Source organism: uncultured Sphingomonas sp. (genome assembly GCF_964244235.1).
GTDB lineage: Bacteria > Pseudomonadota > Alphaproteobacteria > Sphingomonadales > Sphingomonadaceae > Sphingomonas.
In genome coordinates, this window is the sequence record NZ_CAXTII010000008.1 from 1 (window position 1) to 21,662 (window position 21,662).

Annotated in this window: 24 protein-coding genes and 1 tRNA gene; 15 read left to right on the forward strand and 10 right to left on the reverse strand. The window is 66.2% G+C overall.

What is annotated here, in order from left to right; all coding sequences use genetic code 11:
* Window positions 1-395: 395 nt before the first annotated feature.
* On the reverse strand, window positions 396-800 hold the full coding sequence (locus ACFE7D_RS02735; protein WP_375393895.1) for a hypothetical protein: 405 nt from the start codon (window positions 798-800) through the stop codon (window positions 396-398).
* Window positions 801-998: 198 nt separating this feature from the next.
* On the opposite strand from ACFE7D_RS02735, the gene ACFE7D_RS02740 reads away from it, so the two are divergent.
* Window positions 999-1,181 carry a hypothetical protein gene (locus ACFE7D_RS02740; RefSeq protein WP_375393896.1) on the forward strand — a complete coding sequence of 61 codons (183 nt, stop codon included), beginning with the start codon at window positions 999-1,001 and terminating at the stop codon, window positions 1,179-1,181.
* Between the two features lie 46 nt (window positions 1,182-1,227).
* Here ACFE7D_RS02740 and ACFE7D_RS02745 read toward each other — a convergent pair whose 3' ends face one another.
* Entirely contained in the window at window positions 1,228-1,962 is a 735-nt protein-coding gene (locus ACFE7D_RS02745; protein WP_375393897.1) for a Crp/Fnr family transcriptional regulator, read from the reverse strand.
* 184 nt (window positions 1,963-2,146) lie between these two features.
* Here ACFE7D_RS02745 and ACFE7D_RS02750 point away from each other — a divergent pair, with 184 nt between their 5' ends.
* Window positions 2,147-2,428, forward strand: a complete 282-nt coding sequence (locus tag ACFE7D_RS02750) for a hypothetical protein (RefSeq protein WP_375393898.1) — start codon at window positions 2,147-2,149, stop codon at window positions 2,426-2,428.
* 182 nt (window positions 2,429-2,610) lie between these two features.
* Here the strand turns inward: ACFE7D_RS02750 and ACFE7D_RS02755 are convergent.
* Window positions 2,611-2,684: transfer RNA gene (locus ACFE7D_RS02755), tRNA-Gly, on the reverse strand.
* Between the two features lie 443 nt (window positions 2,685-3,127).
* On the opposite strand from ACFE7D_RS02755, the gene ACFE7D_RS02760 reads away from it, so the two are divergent.
* Both ACFE7D_RS02760 and ACFE7D_RS02765 read left to right on the forward strand, forming a co-directional pair.
* On the forward strand, window positions 3,128-4,246 hold the full coding sequence (locus ACFE7D_RS02760; RefSeq protein ID WP_375393899.1) for a hypothetical protein: 1,119 nt from the start codon (window positions 3,128-3,130) through the stop codon (window positions 4,244-4,246).
* 410 nt (window positions 4,247-4,656) lie between these two features.
* Entirely contained in the window at window positions 4,657-5,946 is a 1,290-nt protein-coding gene (locus ACFE7D_RS02765; protein ID WP_375393900.1) for a methyltransferase family protein, read from the forward strand.
* Here the strand turns inward: ACFE7D_RS02765 and ACFE7D_RS02770 are convergent.
* The 3 genes from ACFE7D_RS02770 to ACFE7D_RS02780 form a co-directional block, all read right to left on the reverse strand.
* Window positions 5,943-7,304 (reverse strand): glutamate--cysteine ligase, encoded by a 1,362-nt coding sequence (locus ACFE7D_RS02770; protein ID WP_375393901.1) that lies wholly within the window; start codon window positions 7,302-7,304, stop codon window positions 5,943-5,945. The two genes, ACFE7D_RS02765 and ACFE7D_RS02770, sit on opposite strands and share 4 nt — an antisense overlap.
* Before the next feature lie 900 nt (window positions 7,305-8,204).
* Window positions 8,205-8,945: a 16S rRNA (uracil(1498)-N(3))-methyltransferase gene (locus ACFE7D_RS02775; RefSeq protein WP_375393902.1), complete on the reverse strand. Its 741-nt coding sequence runs from the start codon at window positions 8,943-8,945 to the stop codon at window positions 8,205-8,207.
* A 254-nt stretch (window positions 8,946-9,199) separates the two neighbouring features.
* Entirely contained in the window at window positions 9,200-9,355 is a 156-nt protein-coding gene (locus ACFE7D_RS02780) for a hypothetical protein (protein ID WP_375393903.1), read from the reverse strand.
* Window positions 9,356-9,433: 78 nt separating this feature from the next.
* Between ACFE7D_RS02780 and ubiA the strand changes: the two genes are divergently transcribed.
* The 3 genes from ubiA (at window position 9,434) to ACFE7D_RS02795 (ending at window position 12,594) form a co-directional block, all read left to right on the forward strand.
* Entirely contained in the window at window positions 9,434-10,339 is a 906-nt protein-coding gene (gene ubiA / locus ACFE7D_RS02785; RefSeq protein ID WP_375393904.1) for a 4-hydroxybenzoate octaprenyltransferase, read from the forward strand.
* Window positions 10,340-10,472: 133 nt separating this feature from the next.
* Window positions 10,473-11,819, forward strand: coding sequence for a TldD/PmbA family protein (locus tag ACFE7D_RS02790; RefSeq protein WP_375393905.1), 1,347 nt, complete (start codon window positions 10,473-10,475; stop codon window positions 11,817-11,819).
* Window positions 11,812-12,594: a 3'(2'),5'-bisphosphate nucleotidase CysQ gene (locus ACFE7D_RS02795; protein ID WP_375393906.1), complete on the forward strand. Its 783-nt coding sequence runs from the start codon at window positions 11,812-11,814 to the stop codon at window positions 12,592-12,594. The genes ACFE7D_RS02790 and ACFE7D_RS02795 overlap by 8 nt, the downstream gene beginning before the upstream one ends.
* Window positions 12,595-12,613: 19 nt before the next feature.
* Here the strand turns inward: ACFE7D_RS02795 and ACFE7D_RS02800 are convergent, their stop codons facing one another.
* The 4 genes from ACFE7D_RS02800 to ACFE7D_RS02815 are packed head-to-tail and all read right to left on the reverse strand — an operon-like array spanning window position 12,614 to window position 15,547.
* Entirely contained in the window at window positions 12,614-13,138 is a 525-nt protein-coding gene (locus tag ACFE7D_RS02800; protein WP_375393907.1) for a hypothetical protein, read from the reverse strand.
* An 18-nt stretch (window positions 13,139-13,156) separates the two neighbouring features.
* Window positions 13,157-13,615, reverse strand: a complete 459-nt coding sequence (locus tag ACFE7D_RS02805; RefSeq protein ID WP_375393908.1) for a hypothetical protein — start codon at window positions 13,613-13,615, stop codon at window positions 13,157-13,159.
* Window positions 13,612-14,334, reverse strand: a complete 723-nt coding sequence (locus ACFE7D_RS02810) for a hypothetical protein (RefSeq protein ID WP_375393909.1) — start codon at window positions 14,332-14,334, stop codon at window positions 13,612-13,614. Before ACFE7D_RS02810 ends, ACFE7D_RS02805 begins: the two co-directional genes overlap by 4 nt.
* 4 nt (window positions 14,335-14,338) lie before the next feature.
* A complete protein-coding gene (locus ACFE7D_RS02815; protein ID WP_375393910.1) occupies window positions 14,339-15,547 on the reverse strand; it encodes a toxic anion resistance protein in 1,209 nt (402 codons plus the stop codon).
* Between the two features lie 240 nt (window positions 15,548-15,787).
* Between ACFE7D_RS02815 and ACFE7D_RS02820 the strand changes: the two genes are divergently transcribed.
* The 8 genes from ACFE7D_RS02820 to ACFE7D_RS02855 all read left to right on the forward strand — a co-directional run bounded on the left by ACFE7D_RS02820 (window position 15,788) and on the right by ACFE7D_RS02855 (window position 21,662).
* The gene (locus ACFE7D_RS02820; RefSeq protein WP_375393911.1) at window positions 15,788-16,363 is read left to right on the forward strand and encodes a hypothetical protein; all 576 of its coding nucleotides are present in this window, start codon (window positions 15,788-15,790) and stop codon (window positions 16,361-16,363) included.
* Between the two features lie 23 nt (window positions 16,364-16,386).
* Window positions 16,387-16,893 (forward strand): hypothetical protein, encoded by a 507-nt coding sequence (locus ACFE7D_RS02825; RefSeq protein ID WP_375393912.1) that lies wholly within the window; start codon window positions 16,387-16,389, stop codon window positions 16,891-16,893.
* Window positions 16,894-16,976: 83 nt separating this feature from the next.
* On the forward strand, window positions 16,977-18,821 hold the full coding sequence (gene typA / locus ACFE7D_RS02830) for a translational GTPase TypA (protein ID WP_375393913.1): 1,845 nt from the start codon (window positions 16,977-16,979) through the stop codon (window positions 18,819-18,821).
* A 144-nt stretch (window positions 18,822-18,965) separates the two neighbouring features.
* Window positions 18,966-19,205, forward strand: coding sequence for a type II toxin-antitoxin system Phd/YefM family antitoxin (locus tag ACFE7D_RS02835; RefSeq protein WP_375393914.1), 240 nt, complete (start codon window positions 18,966-18,968; stop codon window positions 19,203-19,205).
* Complete coding sequence (locus ACFE7D_RS02840) at window positions 19,202-19,588, forward strand: type II toxin-antitoxin system VapC family toxin (RefSeq protein WP_375393915.1); 387 nt, start codon at window positions 19,202-19,204, stop codon at window positions 19,586-19,588. Before ACFE7D_RS02835 ends, ACFE7D_RS02840 begins: the two co-directional genes overlap by 4 nt.
* A 490-nt stretch (window positions 19,589-20,078) precedes the next feature.
* Entirely contained in the window at window positions 20,079-20,459 is a 381-nt protein-coding gene (locus ACFE7D_RS02845; protein WP_375393916.1) for a hypothetical protein, read from the forward strand.
* A gap of 93 nt (window positions 20,460-20,552) precedes the next feature.
* On the forward strand, window positions 20,553-20,843 hold the full coding sequence (locus ACFE7D_RS02850) for a DUF3297 family protein (RefSeq protein ID WP_375393917.1): 291 nt from the start codon (window positions 20,553-20,555) through the stop codon (window positions 20,841-20,843).
* Between the two features lie 198 nt (window positions 20,844-21,041).
* Window positions 21,042-21,662: a GIY-YIG nuclease family protein gene (locus ACFE7D_RS02855; protein WP_375393918.1), complete on the forward strand. Its 621-nt coding sequence runs from the start codon at window positions 21,042-21,044 to the stop codon at window positions 21,660-21,662.

The window sequence follows — 21,662 nt, forward strand, 5'->3', positions numbered from 1 at the left end:
GGAGATCGCCGTGATCACACCGGCGAAGCTACACCACGCCGTGGGGCACGATCGGACATTCGGCAAAACCATGTGAAACGAAGGGCTTATAGTATTGGTTCGATACAGCCCTGCAAACCTCCGGATATCGCAGCGCGCTCGCTTGCTGAAAGGTGAATACGCGCATGGAGGCAGATGCCACCGGCGCCATCCCGTCTGTGCGGGCACCCCGGCCGCTTTGCGGCCTGGGGCGCACGGGGCATCCTCTGGGTGCCGATATGACATCGTGCCAGGTCGGCCGATGATCAAATGTTAACGGGGCCGGGCATCGCACACACCTCGGCTTTCGCCACGTGCGAACGCGTCATCTGTTAAGACGATCATTGGCGGGCGATCGAGCGACCGCCCGCCCAGCATCAATAGCATAGCGGCAGATAGCGGCGGTAGCGCGGGTTCCATACCAGGCCGCAGCCATCTTCGGCGTAATAGCCGTTGTACCCATAGCCGCCATACCCGATCCCGTACGGGTAGCCATAATGGCCGCCATAGCCACCGCGGTAATGGGATCCGCCACGGTAGCCGCCACGAGAGCCTTGCGCGAACGCGCCACCGCCGCGGAACCCGCCGTTGAAATTGCCGCCGCCGCCACGCGCGAAACCGCCGCCGCCGCCATGGAAGCCGCCGCCACCGCCGTGAAAACCACCACCGCCGCCGTGACCGCCGCCGCCATGGCCACCGCCGCCACGCTGCGCCATGGCCGGTGTCGCGGCCAACAGCGCGATGCCGAAAGCCGAGACCAGAATGCCGTTGTGCTTTTTCATGATACGTCCTTGGGCCAGAGCCCCCGCATCGTTAATATAGTGTCGCTGTGCAGCGATTATGAGGGGTAGGCCGGCGACCGGATCGACAGTCATCCGGCTGCACCGAAAAGACTCGAGCGTCAGTCGCCGTCGATAGACAATGATCAACAAGCCCTGGTGCGCATGCCGTATCCACGACTCGTCGGCTGGAGATTGATCATGCGGAACAACGATGACACCGAATTTTATCGCGATCGGCAGCGCGCGGCGATCGCGATGTCGGAGGCGGCAGCAGAACCGGCCATTCGCGGAATCCACCTTGCGATGGCGCGACGCTATGCCGATCTGGCGGGCGAACTGCGTCTGCGCGCAAATGTCGCTGGCGCCGCGCGCGAGGCGTAAGCCAATGCGTGTTGGCCCGCAGCCGGATAGTCTTTCCTCGACCCGCCTATCCGTTTGCGGCGATACGCGGCCGCAACCGGCGATGCAGGTAATTGTCGTCGAACCCCGCGATCTGCGCGAGCAGCATGATGTCGGCGACGATGAGCGTCCCGACACCGAGATCGAGCGCGCCGAGCGACCGGAGCTTGCGGACCACCCGGTTCACGTGGACGGGCGTCAGCCCCACGGCGTCTGCAAGCACGATCTGGGTGAAGGGCATCACGAAGCTCTTGTCCGTCGCGATGCCGATGTTGCGCATGCGGAAACACAGTTCGCACAGCAAGTGGGCGACCCGTTCGAGACTGGTCCGTCGACCCATGCTGACGATCGTCGCGCGCAGCACGCCTTCATCGACCAGTTGCGTCCACCAGAATGCCCGGACGAGATCGGGGCGTTCGTCGGGCAGCGCCTCCATCTTGCTGCCCGCGATCGTTACCACCTGCGCGCCGGTCAGCGTCGCGATGCTATGATCCATCTCGGCCAGGACCGCCACGTGCATGTCGCAGAAATCGCCCGGCATCAGGAACGAGATGATCTGGCGGCTGCCACCGGGCAGGATCTTGTAGCGGCATGCCCATCCGGACAGGACGACGAACACCGGACCCGGCAAGTCCCCTTCGAGAATCAGGTCGTAATGCGCGGGGAATTTGCGTGGCCTGCGGCACAGATCCTCGAGATACGCCTCGTCCATGCCGGAAATGGGCGCGTAGCCCCGAAGCTTCTCGACGAAGGCGTTTGCCATGCGCGGCCTTTCCGATGCTGAGGCGGCACCTATCCTGACTGATCCATGTTCAGGCCGACATAGACCGTTGTTGTGGTCGCTTGTCGGGATAAGGTCCAGTGCAGCCCGGTCGTCGGTGCCGATTTCGCGCGCTTTCGGCCGATAAATGCAATCCTTCCACCAAACTCGAGGCAGGCGGATCATCATGCCACATCGCGCCAACGACAATTTTGCGATCGACCCGCCCGCGCGGGCGGGGGAGCCCGACGCACATGGCCAGGCTGCGCTGATCCTGGCGGAAAGCATCCTGCACGCCCTCGTCGAGGCCGGGGAATTGACGACGCAGCAGGCGCTGGACGTCGTCCACTCCGCCGAGGAGATCAAGACCGAGGTCGCCGCGCTGTCTGGTGAGTCGAAGACGCGGATGCACGAATCGCTCGAGCTGCTGAAGCGGATCGGGATCAGCATAGAGAAGGACGCCGATTAGCCCTCAAAAAGGCGTCCCGTTCCGGGGAAGGGGGATGAACGGGACGCCAGTTCAAAGTGCTCGGGGGGAACGTATGCATCAAGGATAGCAAGTTCGTCGCGACGCCCATTTACTAAATGATAAGACGGCGTCGGGACCGGATCGGTCGCCTTCGCCGCGTGCCGGGACTGGGCCGATGCCGGTGGAGCGGGTAGCGGGAATCGAACCCGCGTATTCAGCTTGGAAGGCTGCTGTACTACCATTGTACTATACCCGCTAGCCGTTGTCATCGCACGGTTCTAGCGTTGGCTGCCGGATTGTCTCGCGGCGATGCGTCCGCTCAGTGGCACGACGACACGCATATGGTCAACATAGACCTGCTGGATATGCACCACGGTCGTGCGAGCAGCCCTTGCACACCATCGGCGAGCACCGTCACGATGCCTGGAGGCCGCTCTTCGAAGCGCGAACTGCTTTAGCGTGGCGACGACTTCGCATTGACTGCCATTGCCGTTGTGACCTGAGCTATCGGGCGTAGGGAAGAATAGGAACGCTAACGGGATCCATTACCATGTCGGACGGTGCTTCTCGACCAATCGCGTTCCTGCAGGCGAGCACCGGGCAAGCTTCGTGCTTTGTCTGTCAGTGCTCGTCGCGAGCTGCGGCGGCGACGGAACGTCGGGATCCCCGACATCGACGACCTTTGCAGTGGGCGGGACCGTGTCCGGTCTGTCGGGTACCGGCCTTACGCTGAGGAACGGTGCCGACACCCTGTCGGTCGCGGCCAACGGGAGCTTCGTTCTGCCCGCGCAGCTCGCAAGCGGGGCAAGCTACAGCATCACCATTGGAACGCAGCCCAGCGCTCCAAGCCAGACATGTGGCGTCCAGAATGGTGCAGGAGTCGTCGGGAACGCGGACGTACTCACAATCATCGTAGTCTGCACGACATCGGCCTCGACGTTCGCCTATGCCGCAGTTCCTCACACGGCCGCCGATGCTGGCGTCGGCCGGCTGGAATATTTCGCGTTCGATGCCGCCACCGGCCGCCAGTCGCTGCAAGGCGGGCTTTCCGCGGCCGCGGACACGTACGTCTTCTATGTCAAGGCGAGGCCGTCGGGACACCAGTTGCTTGTGTCGATGTCCACCCTGCTCGATCAGGTCCAGAATATCTCTCGTGCCGACCTGACGCTCTACGACCTGTCGACCACCACAGGTGCGCCGACGCCCTCAAGGCTGATAGCGTCTCCCGGAGGTGGCGACCTGATTTTTCATCCGAACGGGTCCGACCTTTACGCACCCGGTTCGACGGTCAGCCATTTCAGCCTTGCACCGGGCGCGGCGCAGGGCCAGTCGCTCGGCATCAACGTGCAGGCCGGCTTCACCTCCGCGATCACGCCCGATGGCAAGTTCCCGTTCGTGCCGAACACGGGCCAGGGCAGCGACGCTGTTCCTTCCATCGCGGTCATTTCCTTGGCAGATCCGCAACGTCCGCAGCTTTCGTCGAAGGTAGCGACACCGATACGGCCGTTGAGCACGACCCTCAGCCTCGATGGAAAGCTACTCTACGTTGCGCCAGTTGACGCCAAGGACCTTGGCTGCGTCTACCGCGTCGCCGCATTGGGGGGCCTGACGCCAGCAGGCACCTTTGCGACGCCCGGCTATGCCCGGTCTGGTGTGATCACGCCTTCAGGCAACTTCCTCTATCTCGCGAGCAGCGATGACAACAAGGTCCAGGGCTATCGACTGGACGGCACGGGCGGCATCACGGCGTCAGGCAGCGGCACCGCTGTTCCTTCCGCGTTCCGCCTCGCGCTCAGTCCCGGCGGCCAATATCTTTAGCCATCTCCAACCCCGTCGATGGCAAACCGGGTGCGATCTATGGCTTCGCTATCGCGATGGATGGTGCCCTTACCGCCGTTCCGGGCCCGCCCTTCACAACCGGCGAGCGCGAGTACGATCTGACCTTCGCACCCGCCAACCATAGTGATCGTTAGAAAGCGGCTTGCCATGGTCGCGAGAGACCGGGGTAGGTGTTCTGCAAGCAAAAGCCAGGTCATTACTTGGCTGGCGACAAAGCGTCGGCGCTTGGCGCAGGGAGCCTCGCATTTGTCGCATTCGCGATAACCTAGAGGGCGGCTGCACTACCATTGCGCCATACCCGTATCCGTCGTGGCAGCGCGGAGGGGGGGCGGATCGCAAGCCGGGATGGTTCACGGCTTCCTTACCAATTTCGCGCTAGACCCTGGCTTATGTATCACGATCTCGCTTTGGCATCGCAATCGAAGACCGACCCGCGGCCCGCGTCCGCGGTCACTACCGGTGCCGGGCTGGCGGGGCTGACCGGCTTGCTGGGCTGGCTCGGCATCGCCTGCTGGTACGGGCTGGATGGTCCCTATTCGGCGCTGGTCGATCTGGCGGCCTGCGCGGTCGTCATGGCCGGCTGGTCGCTGCTGGTGGACAAGGTGCATCGCAGTCCGACGACCGGAATCGACTGGTCCGCCCCGCGCGGCTGGCGGGCGTCGCTCGACACCAGCCTGACGAAGCTCGCCGGTTACTGGGCGACCTGGGCGGGGATGGCGCTGATCTACGGGACGTTCCGATTCTACTGGACCGGCAATTTCCAGTTCGCGATGTCGTGCTTCACGGTCGCCGCGCCGGTCCTGTTCGTCGCCTCGATCCCCTATGTGCTGTGGCTCGACCGTCATCTGGTGGAGCCGCGCGACGGGGCCTGGGCGTTGGGCGCGTGGCTGACGGGGCAGCCGGGGATCGAACCCGGCGCGGTCTCGGCGCATCTGCGGACCTGGGCGGTCAAGACCTTCTTCCTGGCCTTCATGCTGGCGGGGGTGCCCGGCGGTTACGGCGCGTTCGTCCGCGGGATCGGGCCGGCGGTGCTGCGCAATCCGGTCGCGCTCGCCAATCTGGCGATCGCGTTCATGTTCGTGATCGACATGATCTTCGCGACGGTCGGCTATATCCTGACCTTCCGCCCGCTCGATTCGCATATCCGCAGCGCGAACCCGTTCGCGGCGGCGTGGATGGCGGCGCTGATCTGCTATCCGCCTACAGCCATGATGGGGAACGGCCTGCCGCTGGATTATTCGATCGGCGCGCGCGACTGGGTTTTCTGGTTCCAGCGGCATCCCGTGCTGTTGTACGCGGTCGGCGTGGTGCTGGTCGTGCTGGCAGGTCTCTATGCCTGGGCGACGGTCGCGTTCGGGCCGCGTTTCTCGAACCTCACCAATCGCGGCATCCTGACGCACGGGCCGTATCGTTTCACGCGGCATCCGGCGTATCTCGCGAAGAATTGCCTGTGGTGGCTGACGACGGTGCCGGTGCTGACGATGGGCAGCGGCTTCGACGCGGTGCGCGCGACGCTGATGATGGCGGCGGTCAGCGGGGTCTATTACTGGCGCGCGAAGACCGAGGAGGCGCATCTGTCGCTCGATCCGGCATACCGCGACTATAGCGACTGGATGGAGCGCAATGCCCCGGTGCCGCGGGCGTTTGCATGGGCGAAGCGGGCGGTGGTGCGGTTCTAGAAACTCTCTTCCGCGTAAACCTTCGACAGGTCTTCGCCCCAGACGCCGTAATACCGGTCGAGCAGCGTCTCCGCCGGCACCTTTCCCGATCGCACGATATCGCGCAACGGCTCCAGGAACCCGGTCTCGTCGTCGCCAGCACCATTGGTCCGCGCCCGCGCCGCCAGTCCCGCACCGGCGATGTCGAGCACCGCGCCCGCGATGTCGCGCAACCGTCCGCCCCCCGGCAAAGGCGCGTCGAGCGCCAGCTTCGGCACCGCATCGCGCAAACGTTGGCGGTCGTCGATCTCCCAGTCCTTGACGAGGTCCCACGCCGCATCGAGCGCGCCCTGATCGTAGAGCAGCCCGACCCAGAGCGCGGGCAGCGCGCAGATCTTGTTCCAGGGGCCGCCATCCGCACCGCGCATTTCGAGGAAGGTCTTCAGACGCACCTCGGGAAAAGCGGTCGACAGATGGTCGGTCCAGTCGTCCATCGTCGGCTTCTCGCCGGGCAGGACCGCCAATTCCCCCTTCAGGAAATCGCGGAAACTGTGTCCGGCGGCATCGATATACCGCCCTTCGCGGCAGACGAAGTACATCGGCACATCGAGCGCATATTCGGCATAGCGTTCGTACCCGAACCCGTCCTCGAACACGAAGGGCAACATACCGGTGCGTGCGGGGTCGGTGTCCGACCAGATATGGCTTCGGTACGACAGATATCCGTTGGGTTTCCCTTCCAGGAACGGCGAATTCGCGAACAAGGCGGTCGCGAGCGGCTGCAGCGCGAGGCCGACGCGGAACTTCTTCACCATGTCCGCTTCGGACGCATAGTCCAGGTTCACCTGGATCGTGCAGGTGCGCAGCATCATGTCGAGGCCCATCGTTCCCACCCGCGGCATGTGCGCGCGCATGATCGCGTAGCGGCCCTTGGGCATCACCGGCAGCTCCGCGCGGGTCTTGTCGGGCCACATGCCGAGGCCCAGGAACCCGATGCCGAGCTTCTCGCCCGCCGCCTTCACCTGTTCCAGGTGGCGGCCCGTCTCGGCGCAGGTCTGGTGCAGATTGTCGAGCGGCGCGCCCGACAGTTCGAACTGGCCTGCGGGTTCCAGGCTGATGCTGCCGTCCGCGCCCGACATCGCGATGACGTTGTCGCCCTCGTATACCGGTTTCCAGCCATGCGGTTCCAGCTCGGTCAGCAGGTCGCGGATGCCGCCCGGCTCGTCATAGGACGGCGCATGATGATCCGAGAGGGCGTAGACGAACTTCTCGTGCTCGGTGCCAATCCGCCAGCGATCCTTCGGCTTCTCGCCGCGCGCGAAGCTCTCGATCAGCTGGTCGCGGGTTTCGATGATCGGCTTTGGCGCGGCGGTCGTCATGGCGCGCGCCTTACGCTGCGATGAACGGGGGCGCTAGGGGTGGCGATCGGGTCCTCGAGACGGTTTACCCGGACTGTGGGAAAACAGGGACTTACGCCGCGGAAGTGGAGGAAGTGGAGGACTGCCATCGCATCCTCCACATCGCGCGCCGAGGGTCGGCGGGGAGAGCGTTCGGGGGTGGAGTCGAAGCGGGTCGAAGGCATCGGGCGACCTTCTTATCGGCTGCGGATGTAGGACAGGGAATTCGTGCGTGCGGTCGTGCGGTCGTGCGGGTGTAGCGAAGCGATCCGGTGCGCAGGACGAAAGCTGGGTTGCTTCGCCGCTAGGCTGCTCGCAACGACGGGTTTCGCCAATTGCGGGCTACCCACGATCTGCTAGCTTTGTCGAATGGGTAACGAGGATCCTTGGTTCGTCATTGGGTTGGGTATCTTAGCGCTCCTGATGATCGCAATCGCGATCTTTATCCCGATTAAGTTCGTTCAACTATTCTTCCGTGAATGGCGACGCAGAAGAAATTATAGAAGCCGCTAACGCTAATTGTAGACATCCCCACACCTGATAGATTGACCTTTTCGCGATTGCTCATAGCGTGCGCAAGCTCTCATTATAAAGGATTACAGGTTGGCGGATGAACGAACGGCGACCTCCACCCGTCGTAAATGGTGGATTTTGAGTACCCTCGGTTGGGGACTTTTCGTTGTCTTCGGCTTGATCACCGGTACTTTGCCCGCGAAGCATGGGTCAATTCATCGGTCCGATGATCCGCGATGGTTCTGGCTTTTCCTCTGTATTTACGCTGCGTTCTGCTCTTTCAGTTTGAAGTCTGCGATTACATCGAATGACAACGTTTAGCTGGTTGAGACCCAAGGAAACTACGTCTGGTTTCCACCAAATTCCGTCCTACCAGTCCCCCACCGCCGCCATCCAAAGCGCGACCGCCGCCGCCGCCGCGGTATCGGCGCGCAGGATGCGGGGGCCGAGGGTGATGCCGGTCGCGGCGGGCAGTGCGCGGATCAGATCGCGTTCCTCGTCGTCGAAGCCGCCTTCGGGGCCGATCAGGATCGCGCCGGGGCCGGGGCGGTCGCGCATCGCCGCCAGCGCGGGCGCGCCGCCGGTCTCGTCGGCGAAGAACAGCGCGCGTTCGGGCAGCCAGTCGCGCAGCATGGCGGCGAGCTTCACCGGTTCGTCGACCGCGGGCAGCGCGGTGCGGCCGCATTGTTCCGCGGCCTCGATCATGTGCGCGCGCAGCCGGTCGGTGTTGGTCTTGTCGACGATCGTCCGCCGCGTGACGACGGGGACGAAGCGCGCCACGCCCAGCTCGCACGCCTTTTCCGCCACCCAGTCGATCCGGCCCTTCTTGATGGGCGCGGCGCACAGCCACAGATCGGGGACGGGTTCGCGCGCGGCGAGGTGATCGGTTACGTCCAGCGACACGTGCCGCCGCCCGACATCGCGGGCGATGGCGAGCCATTCGCCGGTCGCGTCGTCGAACAGCTTGAGCGGATCGCCGACCTTCATCCGCATGACGCCGACGAGGTAATGCGCCTGGGGGCCGTCGATGGTTAAGGGACCGGGGGCGAGCGGGGTCTCGACGAACAGCCGCGCGGTGGAGCGCGGGGGCCAGGCGGGGATGGCGGTCATGGGGCGGTGGTAGCGTGGGTTCGGTGCCGCGTCATGCGGAACGCGGGCTTGGGTCCCCGGCGCGATTACGGAATGAACGCGCATAATCCCCACCCCGGCGGAGGCCGGGGCCCAGTTGTCGAGGTTGATGTGAGCGAGGGTATCGCTGCGCCACGATCGTCTCGCAACTGGGCCCCGGCCTTCGCCGGGGTGGGTATCTGCTATTGACTTATGAGTCGGTGAAAGGCGTTGCGACCATGGTCGCAACGCGCCGATCACCGCCGTCGCCATACCCCGCGCAGCACCAGCCCCACCACCACCAGCACCGCGAGGCCGCCCAGCACCGCAAGGCCGACCACGCCGCCCGCGCGCAGGATGGCCCAGAACAGCGCCTCCACGAAGCGGCCGACGGCGACGGAAAGTCCGATCATGCGTGCGCTCTCGCACGACTTGAAGGCGGGACGAAGGCGGAGCTTGTTCGGATGGCCCCTGCCGGGGCAAGGGACGACATGGTCGATATCGTCCCCGACAGCGAACATCGCAGCCTCGTCGGCCGCCTGCCGCCAGGGATGCGGGGCCTCGCCCTGCTCGCCCGCTTCGATCGGCCGATCGGATGGTGGCTGCTGTTCTGGCCGGGCGCATGGGGCGTCGCGCTGGCGGGCGGGATCGCCGAGCATTGGCGATTGATCCTCTGGCTGCTGCTCGGCAGCATCGCGATGCGCGGCGCGGGGTGCGTCTACAACGACATCGTCGACCGCGATCTCGACGCGCAGGTCGCGCGGACGCGGGCGCGGCCGATCCCGAGCGGGCTGGTGTCGATGCGGCTCGCCTGGGGTTGGCTGGCGGTGCTGTGCCTGGTCGGGCTGGTCGTGCTGCTCCAGCTGCACCCGCTCGCGGCGATCGTCGCCCTGGCCAGCCTCGCGCCCGTTGCGGCCTATCCGTTCATGAAGCGGATCACGTGGTGGCCGCAGGCATGGCTCGGGATCGTGTTCTCCTGGGCGCTGCTGGTCGGCTGGAGCGAGGTGGCGCGCGATCTGTCGGCACCGATGTGGCTGCTGTACGGGGGGTCGATCGCATGGGTGATCGGCTATGATACGATCTATGCGCTGCAGGACCGGGAGGACGATGCGCTGATCGGCGTGCGATCGTCCGCGCTGCGGATGGGGGGGCACGTGCGCGGCGGGGTCGCCGGGTTCTACGCAGCGGCGGTGGTGCTGTGGGCGGCGGCGGTCTGGCTGGTGCGGCCCGATCCGTTCGCGTTGCTGGCGCTGGTGCCGGCGGCTGCGCATCTTGGCTGGCAGGTCGTGACGCTGGTCCCGGGGGATGGCGCGAATGCGCTGGCGCGGTTCCGGTCGAACCGGGTGGCGGGGCTGCTGGTGTTCGCCGCGTGCGTGGTGGTGGGGAGCGCGGGGTAACCTATCCGTCATGCCGGGCTCGTCCCGGCATCCCGAGTGACGAGCGATGGCGCTTCTGGTCCTGGATCCCGGGACGAGCCCGGCATGGACGAGACCGCTAGCGCTCCGCGCCTCGCGTCCCTAGATCGCCTCCATGCTCGAACCCGATACCGCGCGTCAGCGCGCCACCGATATCGTCGACCGCGCCCGCAGGGCCGGCGCGGATGCCGCGGACGCGGCCGTTGCCGCCGATTCCTCGCTCGACGTGTCCGTGCGCCTCGGCAAGCTGGAGGATGTCGGTCGGTCGGAAAGCGCCGAACTGGGCTTGCGCGTGTTCGTAGGTCGCCGGAACGCCAGCGTCTCGACGTCGGATCTGTCGGACGCCTCGCTCACGCAGCTCGTCGAGCGCGCAGTGGCGATGGCGCGCGAGGCACCCGAGGACGAGTGGGCGGGGCTCGCGCCGCAGGAACGGCTGCTGCACGGCGATCCGCCGCTGCTCGACCTGGACGACGGCGCGGATGTCTCGCCGGAGACGCTGCGCGATGCCGCGCTGGCGGCGGAGGATGCGGCGCGTGCGGTACCGGGCGTGACCAACAGCGAAGGCGGCGGGGCGAGTGCGTCGCGCGGCGTCTGGGCGGTCGCGACGAGCCACGGGTTCGCGGGTGCCTATGCGACGACCTCGCACGGCTTGTCGGCGAGCGTGCTGGCGGGGGAGGGCGGCGCGATGCAGCGCGATTACGCGCACACCGCCGCCCGCCGCCGCGCGCATCTCGACGCACCCGACGCGATCGGCCGGCGCGCGGGCGAGCGCGCGGTGGCGCGCATCAATCCGGGGCGGCTCGCGAGCGGACCGATGACCGTGATCTACGACCCGCGTGTCGGTTCGTCGCTGCTCGGGCATATGATCGGCGCGATCGGCGGGCAGGCGATCACGCGCAAGACCAGTTTCCTGCTGGATGCGCTCGGCACGCGGGTGTTCGCCGAGGGGATGACCATCGCCGACGATCCGCATCGCCCGCACGGGCTCAGGTCGCGACCGTTCGATGGCGAGGGGCTGCCGGTATCGCCGACCGCGATCGTCGAGGACGGGATGCTGGAGACCTGGCTGCTCGATTCGGCCTCGGCGCGGCAATTGGGGCTGGAGCCGACCGGCCACGCCGCGCGCGGGATCGGCGGTGCGCCGGGGGTGATGACCAGCAATCTGTACATGGCCGCGGGCTACGTACCGCCCGATACGCTCATCGCGGACATCGCGTCTGGCGTTTACGTGACCGAACTGATCGGGATGGGCGTCAACGGCGTGACGGGCGATTACAGCCGCGGCGCGGCGGGCTTCCGGATCGAGAACGGGCAGATCGCCGGGCCGGTCGCCGAGTTCACGATCGCGGGCAATCTGAAGGACATGTTCCTGGCGCTGACGCCCGCGAACGATCTGGAATTCCGCTACGGGGTCAACGTGCCGACGATCCGGATCGACGGGATGACGGTGGCGAGTGGCTGATACGCCTGCGCTGGCGCAGGCGATCGCCGCCGCGGCGGCGGAGGCCGGGCAGATGGCGCTCGCGCGTTGGCGCACCGAGTTCCGCATGTGGGAGAAGGACGAGGGCAGCCCGGTGTGCGAGGTCGATCTCGACGTCGACCGGATGCTGCGCGCGCGGCTTGGCGCGCTGATCCCGGATGCGGGCTGGTTGTCGGAGGAGACCGCGGACGACCCTTCGCGGCTGGCGTGCGACCGGGTGTGGGTGGTCGATCCGATCGACGGGACCCGCGACTATATCCGCGGGCGGCGCGGCTGGTGCGTGTCGGTGGCGCTGGTCGAAGATGGCCGACCGGTGGTCGCGGTGCTCGACGCGCCCGCGCGGCGCGAACGCTGGATCGCGGTGGCGGGCGCGGGGGCATCGCGCAACGGCGTGGCGCTGGCGGCGGGATCGCTCGGGGTTTTAGCTGGTGCGCGGGTGCCCGCGGACGCCTTGCCCAAGGCGGACCGCGATTTCGTGCTGGTCGAAAAACCCAATTCGATCGCGCTGCGCATCGCGATGGTGGCGGCGGACGAGGCGGACCTGGTCGCGACGCTTCGCTGGGGCCATGAATGGGACATCGCCGCGGCGGTGCTGGTGGCGGGCGAGGCGGGGGCATCGGTCAGCGATGCGCTGGGCGGGGCGCTCGGCTTCAACAAACCCGACCCGCAGGCCTTCGGGGTGCTTGCCTGTGCGCCCGGGATCCACGGCGCGGCGGTGTCGCGGCTGGCCGGACGGGCGGCGGCGGCATTGGGGTAAACCTTAGTCGCGATACGGGTTAAATCGTCACCCCGACCCCCCGCTTGGCACGCCAGTCGCGGCGCACGGCGATGATGGCTGCGGTCCACAAGCCGAGCGCTGATGTCAGACCCGCCAATGCGCCACCCAACGGCGCGGGCGCGATCAAACCGACGATCGCCGACAGAATGAGCGCTGCACCCAAAACGCAGAACGGGCGGAACGTCGCGGCGAAGGCGATCGGCAGGAAATGCAGTCCGACGACCAGCGCCATTGCGGGCAGCAGCAGATCGGGCCGGTGCAGATTGATGACGATATTCGCCGCGAGAAACAAGCCGATCCCCTCGGCGATACTGCTCCACATGATGGCGCGCCTGGCTCGTTCGGACGGGACGATGCCGGTGCCCGGCAGACGGATCACATGAGCCGCGGCAAGGGCGATCGCCGCGAAAACGGTGAAGGGGATCGTTAGCGGCAGCCCGGCCGCATGCCACTGCCAATGCATCGTGAGCGCCGCGAACACCGCCCCGAAGAAACCCATGATGATCGCGCCCCACGCCCCCATGATCGCGTTTTCCGATATCTAAAGCAGCAGCAGCACCGGCACCACGACCCCAGCGGCAATCAGCACCAAGGATATCCGCCGGGTCGATGGCGTCGCGACCGCGATGACGAGACCGAGTGCGGTCGTCACGAACAGCGCGAGGGCCAGCAGGACCACGAAGGGCTTTTCGGCGACGAAGCCTTCGTCGTGGTCGCCGCCGCCGCGCGCCGTCGGGGCAGGTGCGCCCGCGTCGTGGGGCTTGCCGCCACCGGGGCCAGCCGCCGCGCCATCCGGGCGCTTGTGACCGCCGATCGTCTGGTGCTTGTGCAGATCGGCGATCGCGACGATCCAGCGCGGCGGCGCGGTGTCGCCATGTCGTTCGTGCAATTCCGCGGTCTGCAACCCGCCGGTGAAGGCGAAGAACAGGATCGCGGGTGCGAAGAACACCGCGAGATAATTGTGGAACAAGCGGACCTTGCGCAGTGTCTGTGCCTTCATTTCGTCTCCCCGGCGACGTCGCCGTCATCCTGATATTTCATCTCGAGAAACCGTCCGCGCGTCGAGAGGCTGTCGAGGTCATGCTCCGCCAGCCGCTGCGTCATCTGGCCGATCTCGTGCTCGATCAGCTTCAGCCCGTCGACCAGTTCGCCGTCCGGGGTGCGGCCGTTGCGCTCGACCTGGCGCAGCGTCGCGGGAACGCGCGCGTAATCGGCGACGAAGGCGGGCAGCTGCTCGCCGATCAGGCGGCGCAGTTCCAGCGCATCCTCGGTATCGCCGTCCACTCGCGCCAGTTGCGGCGACAGTGCATCGAGCCGGGTACCGATCCGGTCCACCATCGCGCGCGCGGGCGGGGGCAGGGCGGGACGCTGCGCATCCAGCCAGCGTTCGGTCTGCGCGGGCAGCGCGCGGATATCGACCGTGCGCAGCTTCTCGGGCGGCGGCGCGCGGTCCTGCGGCCAGACCGCGAGCAGCAGCGTGGCGGCGAGCAGCGCCGCCATCACCAGCACCGCGCCCATGATCCCGATCGGCATGATGAGGCCCACCACGAACGCCGCTACCAGGATCGCGGCATCGGCGGCGGCGATCCGCGTGAGCCGCCGCCCGATCGCGCGACCCTGGCCGCGGCGGGGGCGGGGCAAGGCCGGTCCGTCATGCCCCTCGCTGATCCGCGACCAGGAGGCGCGCGCGCTTGCAATGGCGTCGTCGACATCGCTCACGGGATTACATCGCCTCCAGTCGGTACGTGTCCGTCGGACCCTTCAGCGCACTCTGCTGTGCGCCCTCGGCGCGCGCGATATAGCCCTTCGACTTCTCGACCTCGTTGCCGAGCGCGTCGACCGTCGTCTTCATGCTGTCGAGCGCCTTCAGCTTGAACGTGTCGATCGCGTCCATCGTGTCGTAGATATTCTGGAACGCGCGCTGCAGCGTCTCGAGCGGGATCGTCGCGGCGGCGGCCTGTTCGTGGATCTGCGCGGTGTTCGACGCGAGCAGCTTGCCGGTCGATTCGATGATGTTCGCGGTCGTCGTGTTCAGCTGCGTGATCTGTTCCAGCACGAGCCGCTGGTTGGTCAGCGCCTGCGCGACCGTCACTGCGGTACGAAGCGCGGAGACGGTGGTGGTCGACGCGCGATCGACCCCCTTCACCAGCTCGACATTGTTCTTCTTCACGAGGTCGAGCGCGAGATAGCCCTGCACCGTCACCGCCATCTGCGTCAGCAGGTCCTGGCTGCGCTGGCGGGTGTAGAACAAGGCGGTCTCGCGCAGCGCCTTCGCCTTGGCGGGGTCGGTCGCGTCCAGCTCGTCGGCCTTCTCCTCCAGCTTCGCGTCCATCGTGCGGGTCAGATGGATCATCTGTTCCAGCCGCCCCATCGCGGTCCACAGGTTCGCGCGTTCGGTGTCGATCGCGGCATTGTCCATCAGCAGCTCGTCCTTGCCCGAGGCCAGGCTCTTCAGGATGCCGGAGATATGCGTCTGCGAGGATTCGTAGCTGTCGAAATAGGTATTCAGCTTGCCGCCGAACGGGATGATGCCGAGGATCTTGCGCGGGCCCGACAGCTTGCCCTGCTTGCCGGGATCGAGCTTCTCGATCGTGCGGCGCAGTTCGGCCAGGTCGGCACCGACCCCCGTTTCCTTGTCCATCGCGCGGACCGGGCGATCGAGGAAGCGGTTCGACTGGCCCGCCGCGGCGCGAATTTCCTTCGCGCCCATCGCGGTGATCGCATCGACGCGCTTGCCGAATTCGGGCGAGTTGACGTCCTGCGCGACCAGATCGGTCACGAAGCCGTCGACCCGCGCGTCGAGTTCGGATTTCTTCGCATCGTCGACCGGCACCAGGCCCGACGCCCGGGCGGCCGCGACCACGGGAACCGGATCGGGTGGCGTCAGCACCAGAGCGGGTTCGGCGGTTATCGTGTCTGCCGTCGTCGCCATCACATTCCTCCTTGCGGATGTATCACCCTGACGCGAACCGCGGCTTCATTCAAGTGTGTCATGTAAATAGTACACCCAGTGCGCGCAAGCGGCACGACCTTGGCGTGTGCGCGAATGAATGGCCCGAAACGGATCGAGCCGCCCGAGATGCGCGCGCCAGGCACCGCCATTCCGGATGCGCCCCGGCTTTACCGGCACCCCGCGCCTGCCGAGCATCGCGCATCAACGGGAGAGCCCATCATGATCCGCACCGTCGGCGCCGCCGCCATCCTTCCAATCGTCCTGCTCGCGGGATGCGCGCCGCAACCGCATCCCAGCGCTCCGGCCGCGCCCGTCGCCGAGCATATGCTGCAAGCCCCGGTCGCGCCGGTTGCGCTGCCGCCCGCGCCGGTCCCGGGCACGGTCTACATCTATCGCGGCTTGCCGGCCGACGCGAATAGCGGTCATGTCGACTGGAGCGCCGGCAATTTCGGTATCTCCGGCGGGACGCTGTCGTTCGGCAGCGTGACCGACAACTCGCGCGCGTGCTGGCTGAAGCTGGAGGTGAACGCACCGAACGTACCCGTGCCGGTCAATGGTGGGGGTACGATCCCGGTCACATTGCCCCAGGGCGTCCAGCAGCCCGCGTCGGCAAGCCCCTGGCCCGCGGTATTCGACAATGATCCGGCGGGCCACTGGTCGATCACCAGAGTCACGCTCGGACCGAGCAACAGCAAGGCGCAGGCGAATGCCGCGCTCGTCTTCAAATATAATGCCGATAATTTCCCGGCCGTCGCGTCCATCGTCAACGGGTCGCTCCAAAATTGCCAGAAGTGAGCGCGGCGCGGTAGTCGTCGGCGATGGGCGTCGTCTATCACGGCTTTAACTGGTCGCCGACCGAGCGGGACCTCGCGGGCGTCGGCACGGTGATCGCAGCGGCGCAAGCACGCGATGGCGGCGCGTTGCGCGCGCTGGGCGTGTCGGCCCTGCAGCGGGCGGACGAGGTCGGCGATCGATTGGCGGCGTTCGGGCTCGGGGACCATGCCTATGTCGACGGCTGGCTGTCGGTCGATGTCGTCCACCCGGCGCTCGTCGCGTTGTTGGTCCTTGCGCCCGTGCTCGATCCGCTGACGGGGCCGGCGGCCGCGGCGTTGGGGCGGCGGGCGCGGTCGGCGCTCACGGGCGATATCGCTTCGGCAGGATTTGCGCGTTTTTCGTCGGTCTTCGTCGGCTGGAGCGGTGCGACGATGTTCGATCACCGGGCGTTGCCCGTGGAACTGGGGCTGTGGCGCGGCGACGCCGGGGAAGCGACGGGCGGAATGCCGCGGGTGGGGGACAGGTGGCAGGCCTCGACCGCGATCTGGTGATGCGCCGCGCCCGACCCTTCCCGCAACGCACCATTTGCGCTATGGGCGCGCCCGACCGACATCCAAGACAATCAGGAATTCCCATGAGCCTCCGTAACGTGGCGATCATTGCGCACGTCGATCACGGCAAGACGACCCTGGTCGATCAGCTGTTCCGCCAGTCCGGCACCTTCCGCGACAATCAGCGGATCGAGGAAAGGGCGATGGATTCCAACGACCTGGAGAAAGAGCGCGGGATCACGATCCTTGCGAAGCCGACGTCGGTCGACTGGACTCCGCCGGGCGCATCCGAAAGCATCCGCATCAACATCGTCGATACGCCCGGCCACGCCGATTTCGGCGGCGAAGTGGAGCGCATCCTCAGCATGGTTGACGGCGTCGTCCTGCTGGTCGATTCGTCCGAAGGCGCGATGCCGCAGACCAAATTCGTCACCGGCAAGGCGCTCGCGCTCGGCCTGAAGCCGATCGTCGTCGTCAACAAGGTCGACCGCAACGACGCGCGCATCCAGGAAGTGCTCGACGAGGTGTTCGACCTGTTCGTCTCGCTCGACGCCAACGACGATCAGCTCGATTTTCCCGTGCTCTACGCGTCGGGCCGCAACGGCTACGCCTCGACCGACATGGACGCGCGCGAAGGCACGCTGATCCCGATGTTCGAGACGATCGTGTCCCATGTGCCCGCGCCCAAGGTCGAGGTCGAGGACGTGCCGTTCACCTTCCTCGTCACGCTGCTCGACCGCGATCCGTTCCTGGGCCGCATCCTGACCGGGCGGGTCAATTCGGGCACGGTGAGGATCAACCAGCCGATCCACGCGCTGGATAACGACGGCAAGATCGTCGAGACCGGCCGTGCGTCGAAGATCCTGTCCTTCCACGGCCTGGACCGCGTGCCCGTCGAGGAGGCGAAGGCGGGCGACATCATCAGCCTGGCCGGGCTGTCGATCGCGACCGTCGCCAACACCATCGCCGATCCGCAGGTGACCGAGCCGCTGCACGCGCAGCCGATCGATCCGCCGACGCTGTCGATGCGCTTCGCGGTGAACGACAGCCCGATGGCGGGGCGCGAGGGCACGAAGGTCACGAGCCGGATGATCCGCGACCGCCTGTTCCGCGAGGCGGAATCGAACGTCGCGGTGAAGGTGACCGAAGCGTCCGACCGCGACAGCTACGAAGTCGCCGGCCGCGGCGAATTGCAGCTCGGCGTCCTGATCGAGACGATGCGCCGCGAAGGCTTCGAACTCGGCATCAGCCGCCCGCGCGTGCTGTTCGGCGAGGACGAGAACGGCCAGAAGACCGAGCCGTACGAGACCGTCATCATCGACGTGGACGACGAACATTCGGGCACGGTCGTCGAGAAGATGAACCTGCGCAAGGGCGAGATGACCGACATGCGCCCGTCGACCGGCGGCAAGACGCGGATCACCTTCTCCGCGCCGAGCCGCGGCATGATCGGCTACCACGGCGAGTTCCTGTCCGACACGCGCGGCACCGGCATCATGAACCGGTTGTTCGAGAAATACGGCCCCCACAAGGGCAAGATCGAGGGCCGCAAGAACGGCGTGCTGATCTCGAACGGATCGGGCGAGGCGAACAGCTATGCGCTCGGCCCGCTGGAGGAGCGCGGCATCCTGTTCATCGGCCATGGCGAGACGCTGTACGAGGGCATGATCGTCGGCGAGAACGCGAAGCCCGACGATCTCGAGGTCAACCCGATGAAGACGAAGGCGCTGACCAACTTCCGCGCATCGGGCGGCAAGGACGACCAGGTCCGCCTGTCCCCGCCCAAGCGCGCGACGCTGGAACAGGCGATCGCCTATATCGACGACGACGAGATGGTCGAGGTGACGCCGAAGTCGATCCGGCTGCGCAAGCGGCATCTGGACGCGAACGAGCGGAAGAAGGCGAGCCGCGCGAAGGTCACGGCATAAGGCGGGCCGCACCAAGCCGCTGCGGCACGGCCTCGCCGCGGCCTGCCCGCCCGCCCGACTTCGCTTGGGCGAGGACCGACGACGCGGCTTTGCCGCGGCGGGTGCCGCTTGCCCTTAGTCAGCCTATAGACTAACCTGGCATCTATGACAGCAACCGTCAGCGTCCATGAAGCCAAGACTCACCTGTCCCGCCTGATCGAGCGCGTGCTCGCGGGCGAGGAGGTGGTGATCGCGCGGAACAAGGAGCCGGTGGTGCGACTGGTCCGCGAGGCGCCAGCGGCAAAGAAGCCGCTGCTGGGCGCGTTCGAGGGCCAGTTCGATATCGACGACTCAGTGTTCGCGCCGCTGTCTGACGACGAACTCAAGGACTGGGGCCTCACTTGAGGCTGTTGCTCGACACCCACGCGTTGCTGTGGGCGCTCGGCGATAACCCGCGACTGTCGATGCGCGCACGCGCTGCGATCGCCGACGCCACGAACGAGAAGATCGTCAGCGCTGCGTCCGCGTTCGAGATCACGACCAGGCACCGCATCGGCAAGCTGCCGGAAGCCGTCGTCCTGATCCCCGATTTCGAGGCCGCGCTCGCGCCGTTCGGCTTCACGTTTTTGTCGATCACGGTCGAACACGCGGCGCGGGCGGGAAGGCTGCCTTACCCGCACGGCGACCCGTTTGACCGACTGCTGATCGCGCAGGCCAACAGCGAGGGGGTAGCGCTCGTCTCGAACGAGAAGCTGTTCGACGGGTTTGGCGTCGAGCGCGTTTGGTAAGATGGATTGCGTTAGGTTCGGAGTGTGTCCGTCTCAGGCTCCTAAACGTTCCGCGCTAGAGCAGACAATCGTTCATACCGAGGACGATAATAGATCAAGGTGACGGCGAAACCGATCCGGCTGCGGAAGCGATATCTGGACGCGAACGAGCGGAAGGAGGCTAACTGGCTAAGGTCGCCGCACAGGCTGCGACGCCGCCCCGCCGCGGCGGGAGTCAGATGCGACCAACTCGAGGCCGTTGCGGCGGTATGGCGCTGGACCAAGCGGGCGACCCGCCGTCCTGCGACCCCCCGTGCCCGCTTCCGCGGCACAGCTTCGCATCCGTGGAGCCGCGGCCACCGCGTACCGGACGCCGCGCTTCCCCCAGCATAAACCTCAACTTAACGACGCATTCCGGGTCGGTTCAGGCCGACTCGCCTATTCGCTGAAACACGGTCGCACCTAGTGCGTTATATCCGATGCGGACCGGGCGAAATTGAGGAGGCTCGAAATGAACGGATTGTTGAAGAAGGCGGGTCTGGGCATCGCGTTGGCGGCAACCGCGCTGACGGCAGCGGCTCCGGCGGACGCACAGCGTTACGGCGGTGGCTATCGCGGCGGATATCATGGTGGCTATGGCTATCATGGTCGCGGCGGGATCGGTGCCGGCGGCGCAGCGGTACTCGGCGGGCTCGTCGGGCTGGGCGTCGGTGCGGCGATCGCCAGCAACCATAACGGCTATTACAATGGCGGCTATTATGGCCGCGGCTATTATGGTCCGGGACCCGGCTATTACGGTTATCCGCGCGGTTATTATGCGCCGCGTTGCTGGAACCAGTGGCATTGGGACCCGTATTACGGTCAGAACGTACCGGTCCGCGTCTGCAACTGAGCAGCGAGGACTGGGATCGCAAGGGGTGCGGGAGCATGTCTCCCGCGCCTTTTTTTGTGGCGGCGGCGGGGCGTTTTCTTCTAGGCGGGGCGGATGACCGATACCCCGCTCGCCGACATCCCACCGGATCGCCTGTCGACCAACCCGCGCAGTCCCTATTTCGACGAGGCGCTGCTCGCACGCGGGATCGGCATCCGGTTCAAGGGCGCCGAGCGCCGCGACGTCGAGGAATATTCGCGCTCCGAAGGGTGGATCAAGGTCGCGTTGGGGAAGAAGGTCGACCGCAAGGGCAACCCGCTGACGCTGAAACTGTCGGGCGAGGTCGAGGCCTGGTTCGAACGGCCGGCGGCGGGGGCGGATACCGCTGATACGGACGCCGGCTAGGTGCCGCTCGCGTTCGCCGATCTGTTGGCAACGCAAGGCATCGATGCTGGCTCTGTCCGGCTGCTGCGCCATCATAACGCGGTGGGACGAACGCCCTATGCCGCCTGGTTTGCCGATCGAGACGCTTTCGAAGCGTGGCAAACGGTTCAAAAGGCCAGCCAGCGTGCTCATTTCTCCAGCCCGATTTGGGCGAGTTTCGTGGCGAGCCCCGATGGGGGGACGATGTTCGTTGGGCTGTACCAAAATCTGCAGGTGTCGCCGGCCCCTTCGGTCATCCCCGACCATCTTCGTGGCGGCGTGATCGATGGAGCGCCTTACGATGTCTATACGCTCGACCGGTTGCCGGCGCTCGACGATCTTCGGGGGCGGCTGCATATCGATTGGCCGATCGGCCGCAACTGGCGTCGACTTGCGACGAAATCGGGATACGACGTCCGTGAGATCCGAACGTCGGGGCAGGAGCCGCCTTATCCGGGACATTCCGCATTTCTGGAACCCCTGTCCGCCATCGAGGCGCTGCCGCCGAGCTGGAAGGCTATTTTGCGTTGCGCGTACGGCATCTATTCGCTGACCTGTCCGCGCGATCGCGTGCATTATGTCGGAATGGCGGAGGGTGCCGACGGTTTCTTCGGCCGCTGGATGGCGCATGCAGCAGCCGGCGGAGACGCGATCGGTTTCCGCGATCGTCCGGCGTCGGATTACCTCGTCGGCATCCTGGAAGTCGCGGGTTCGTTTTCGACGACCCGCGATATCGCGGCCATGGAGGAGCGCTGGAAGCTCAAACTGCAGAGCCGATCATTCGGGATAAACCGCAACTAG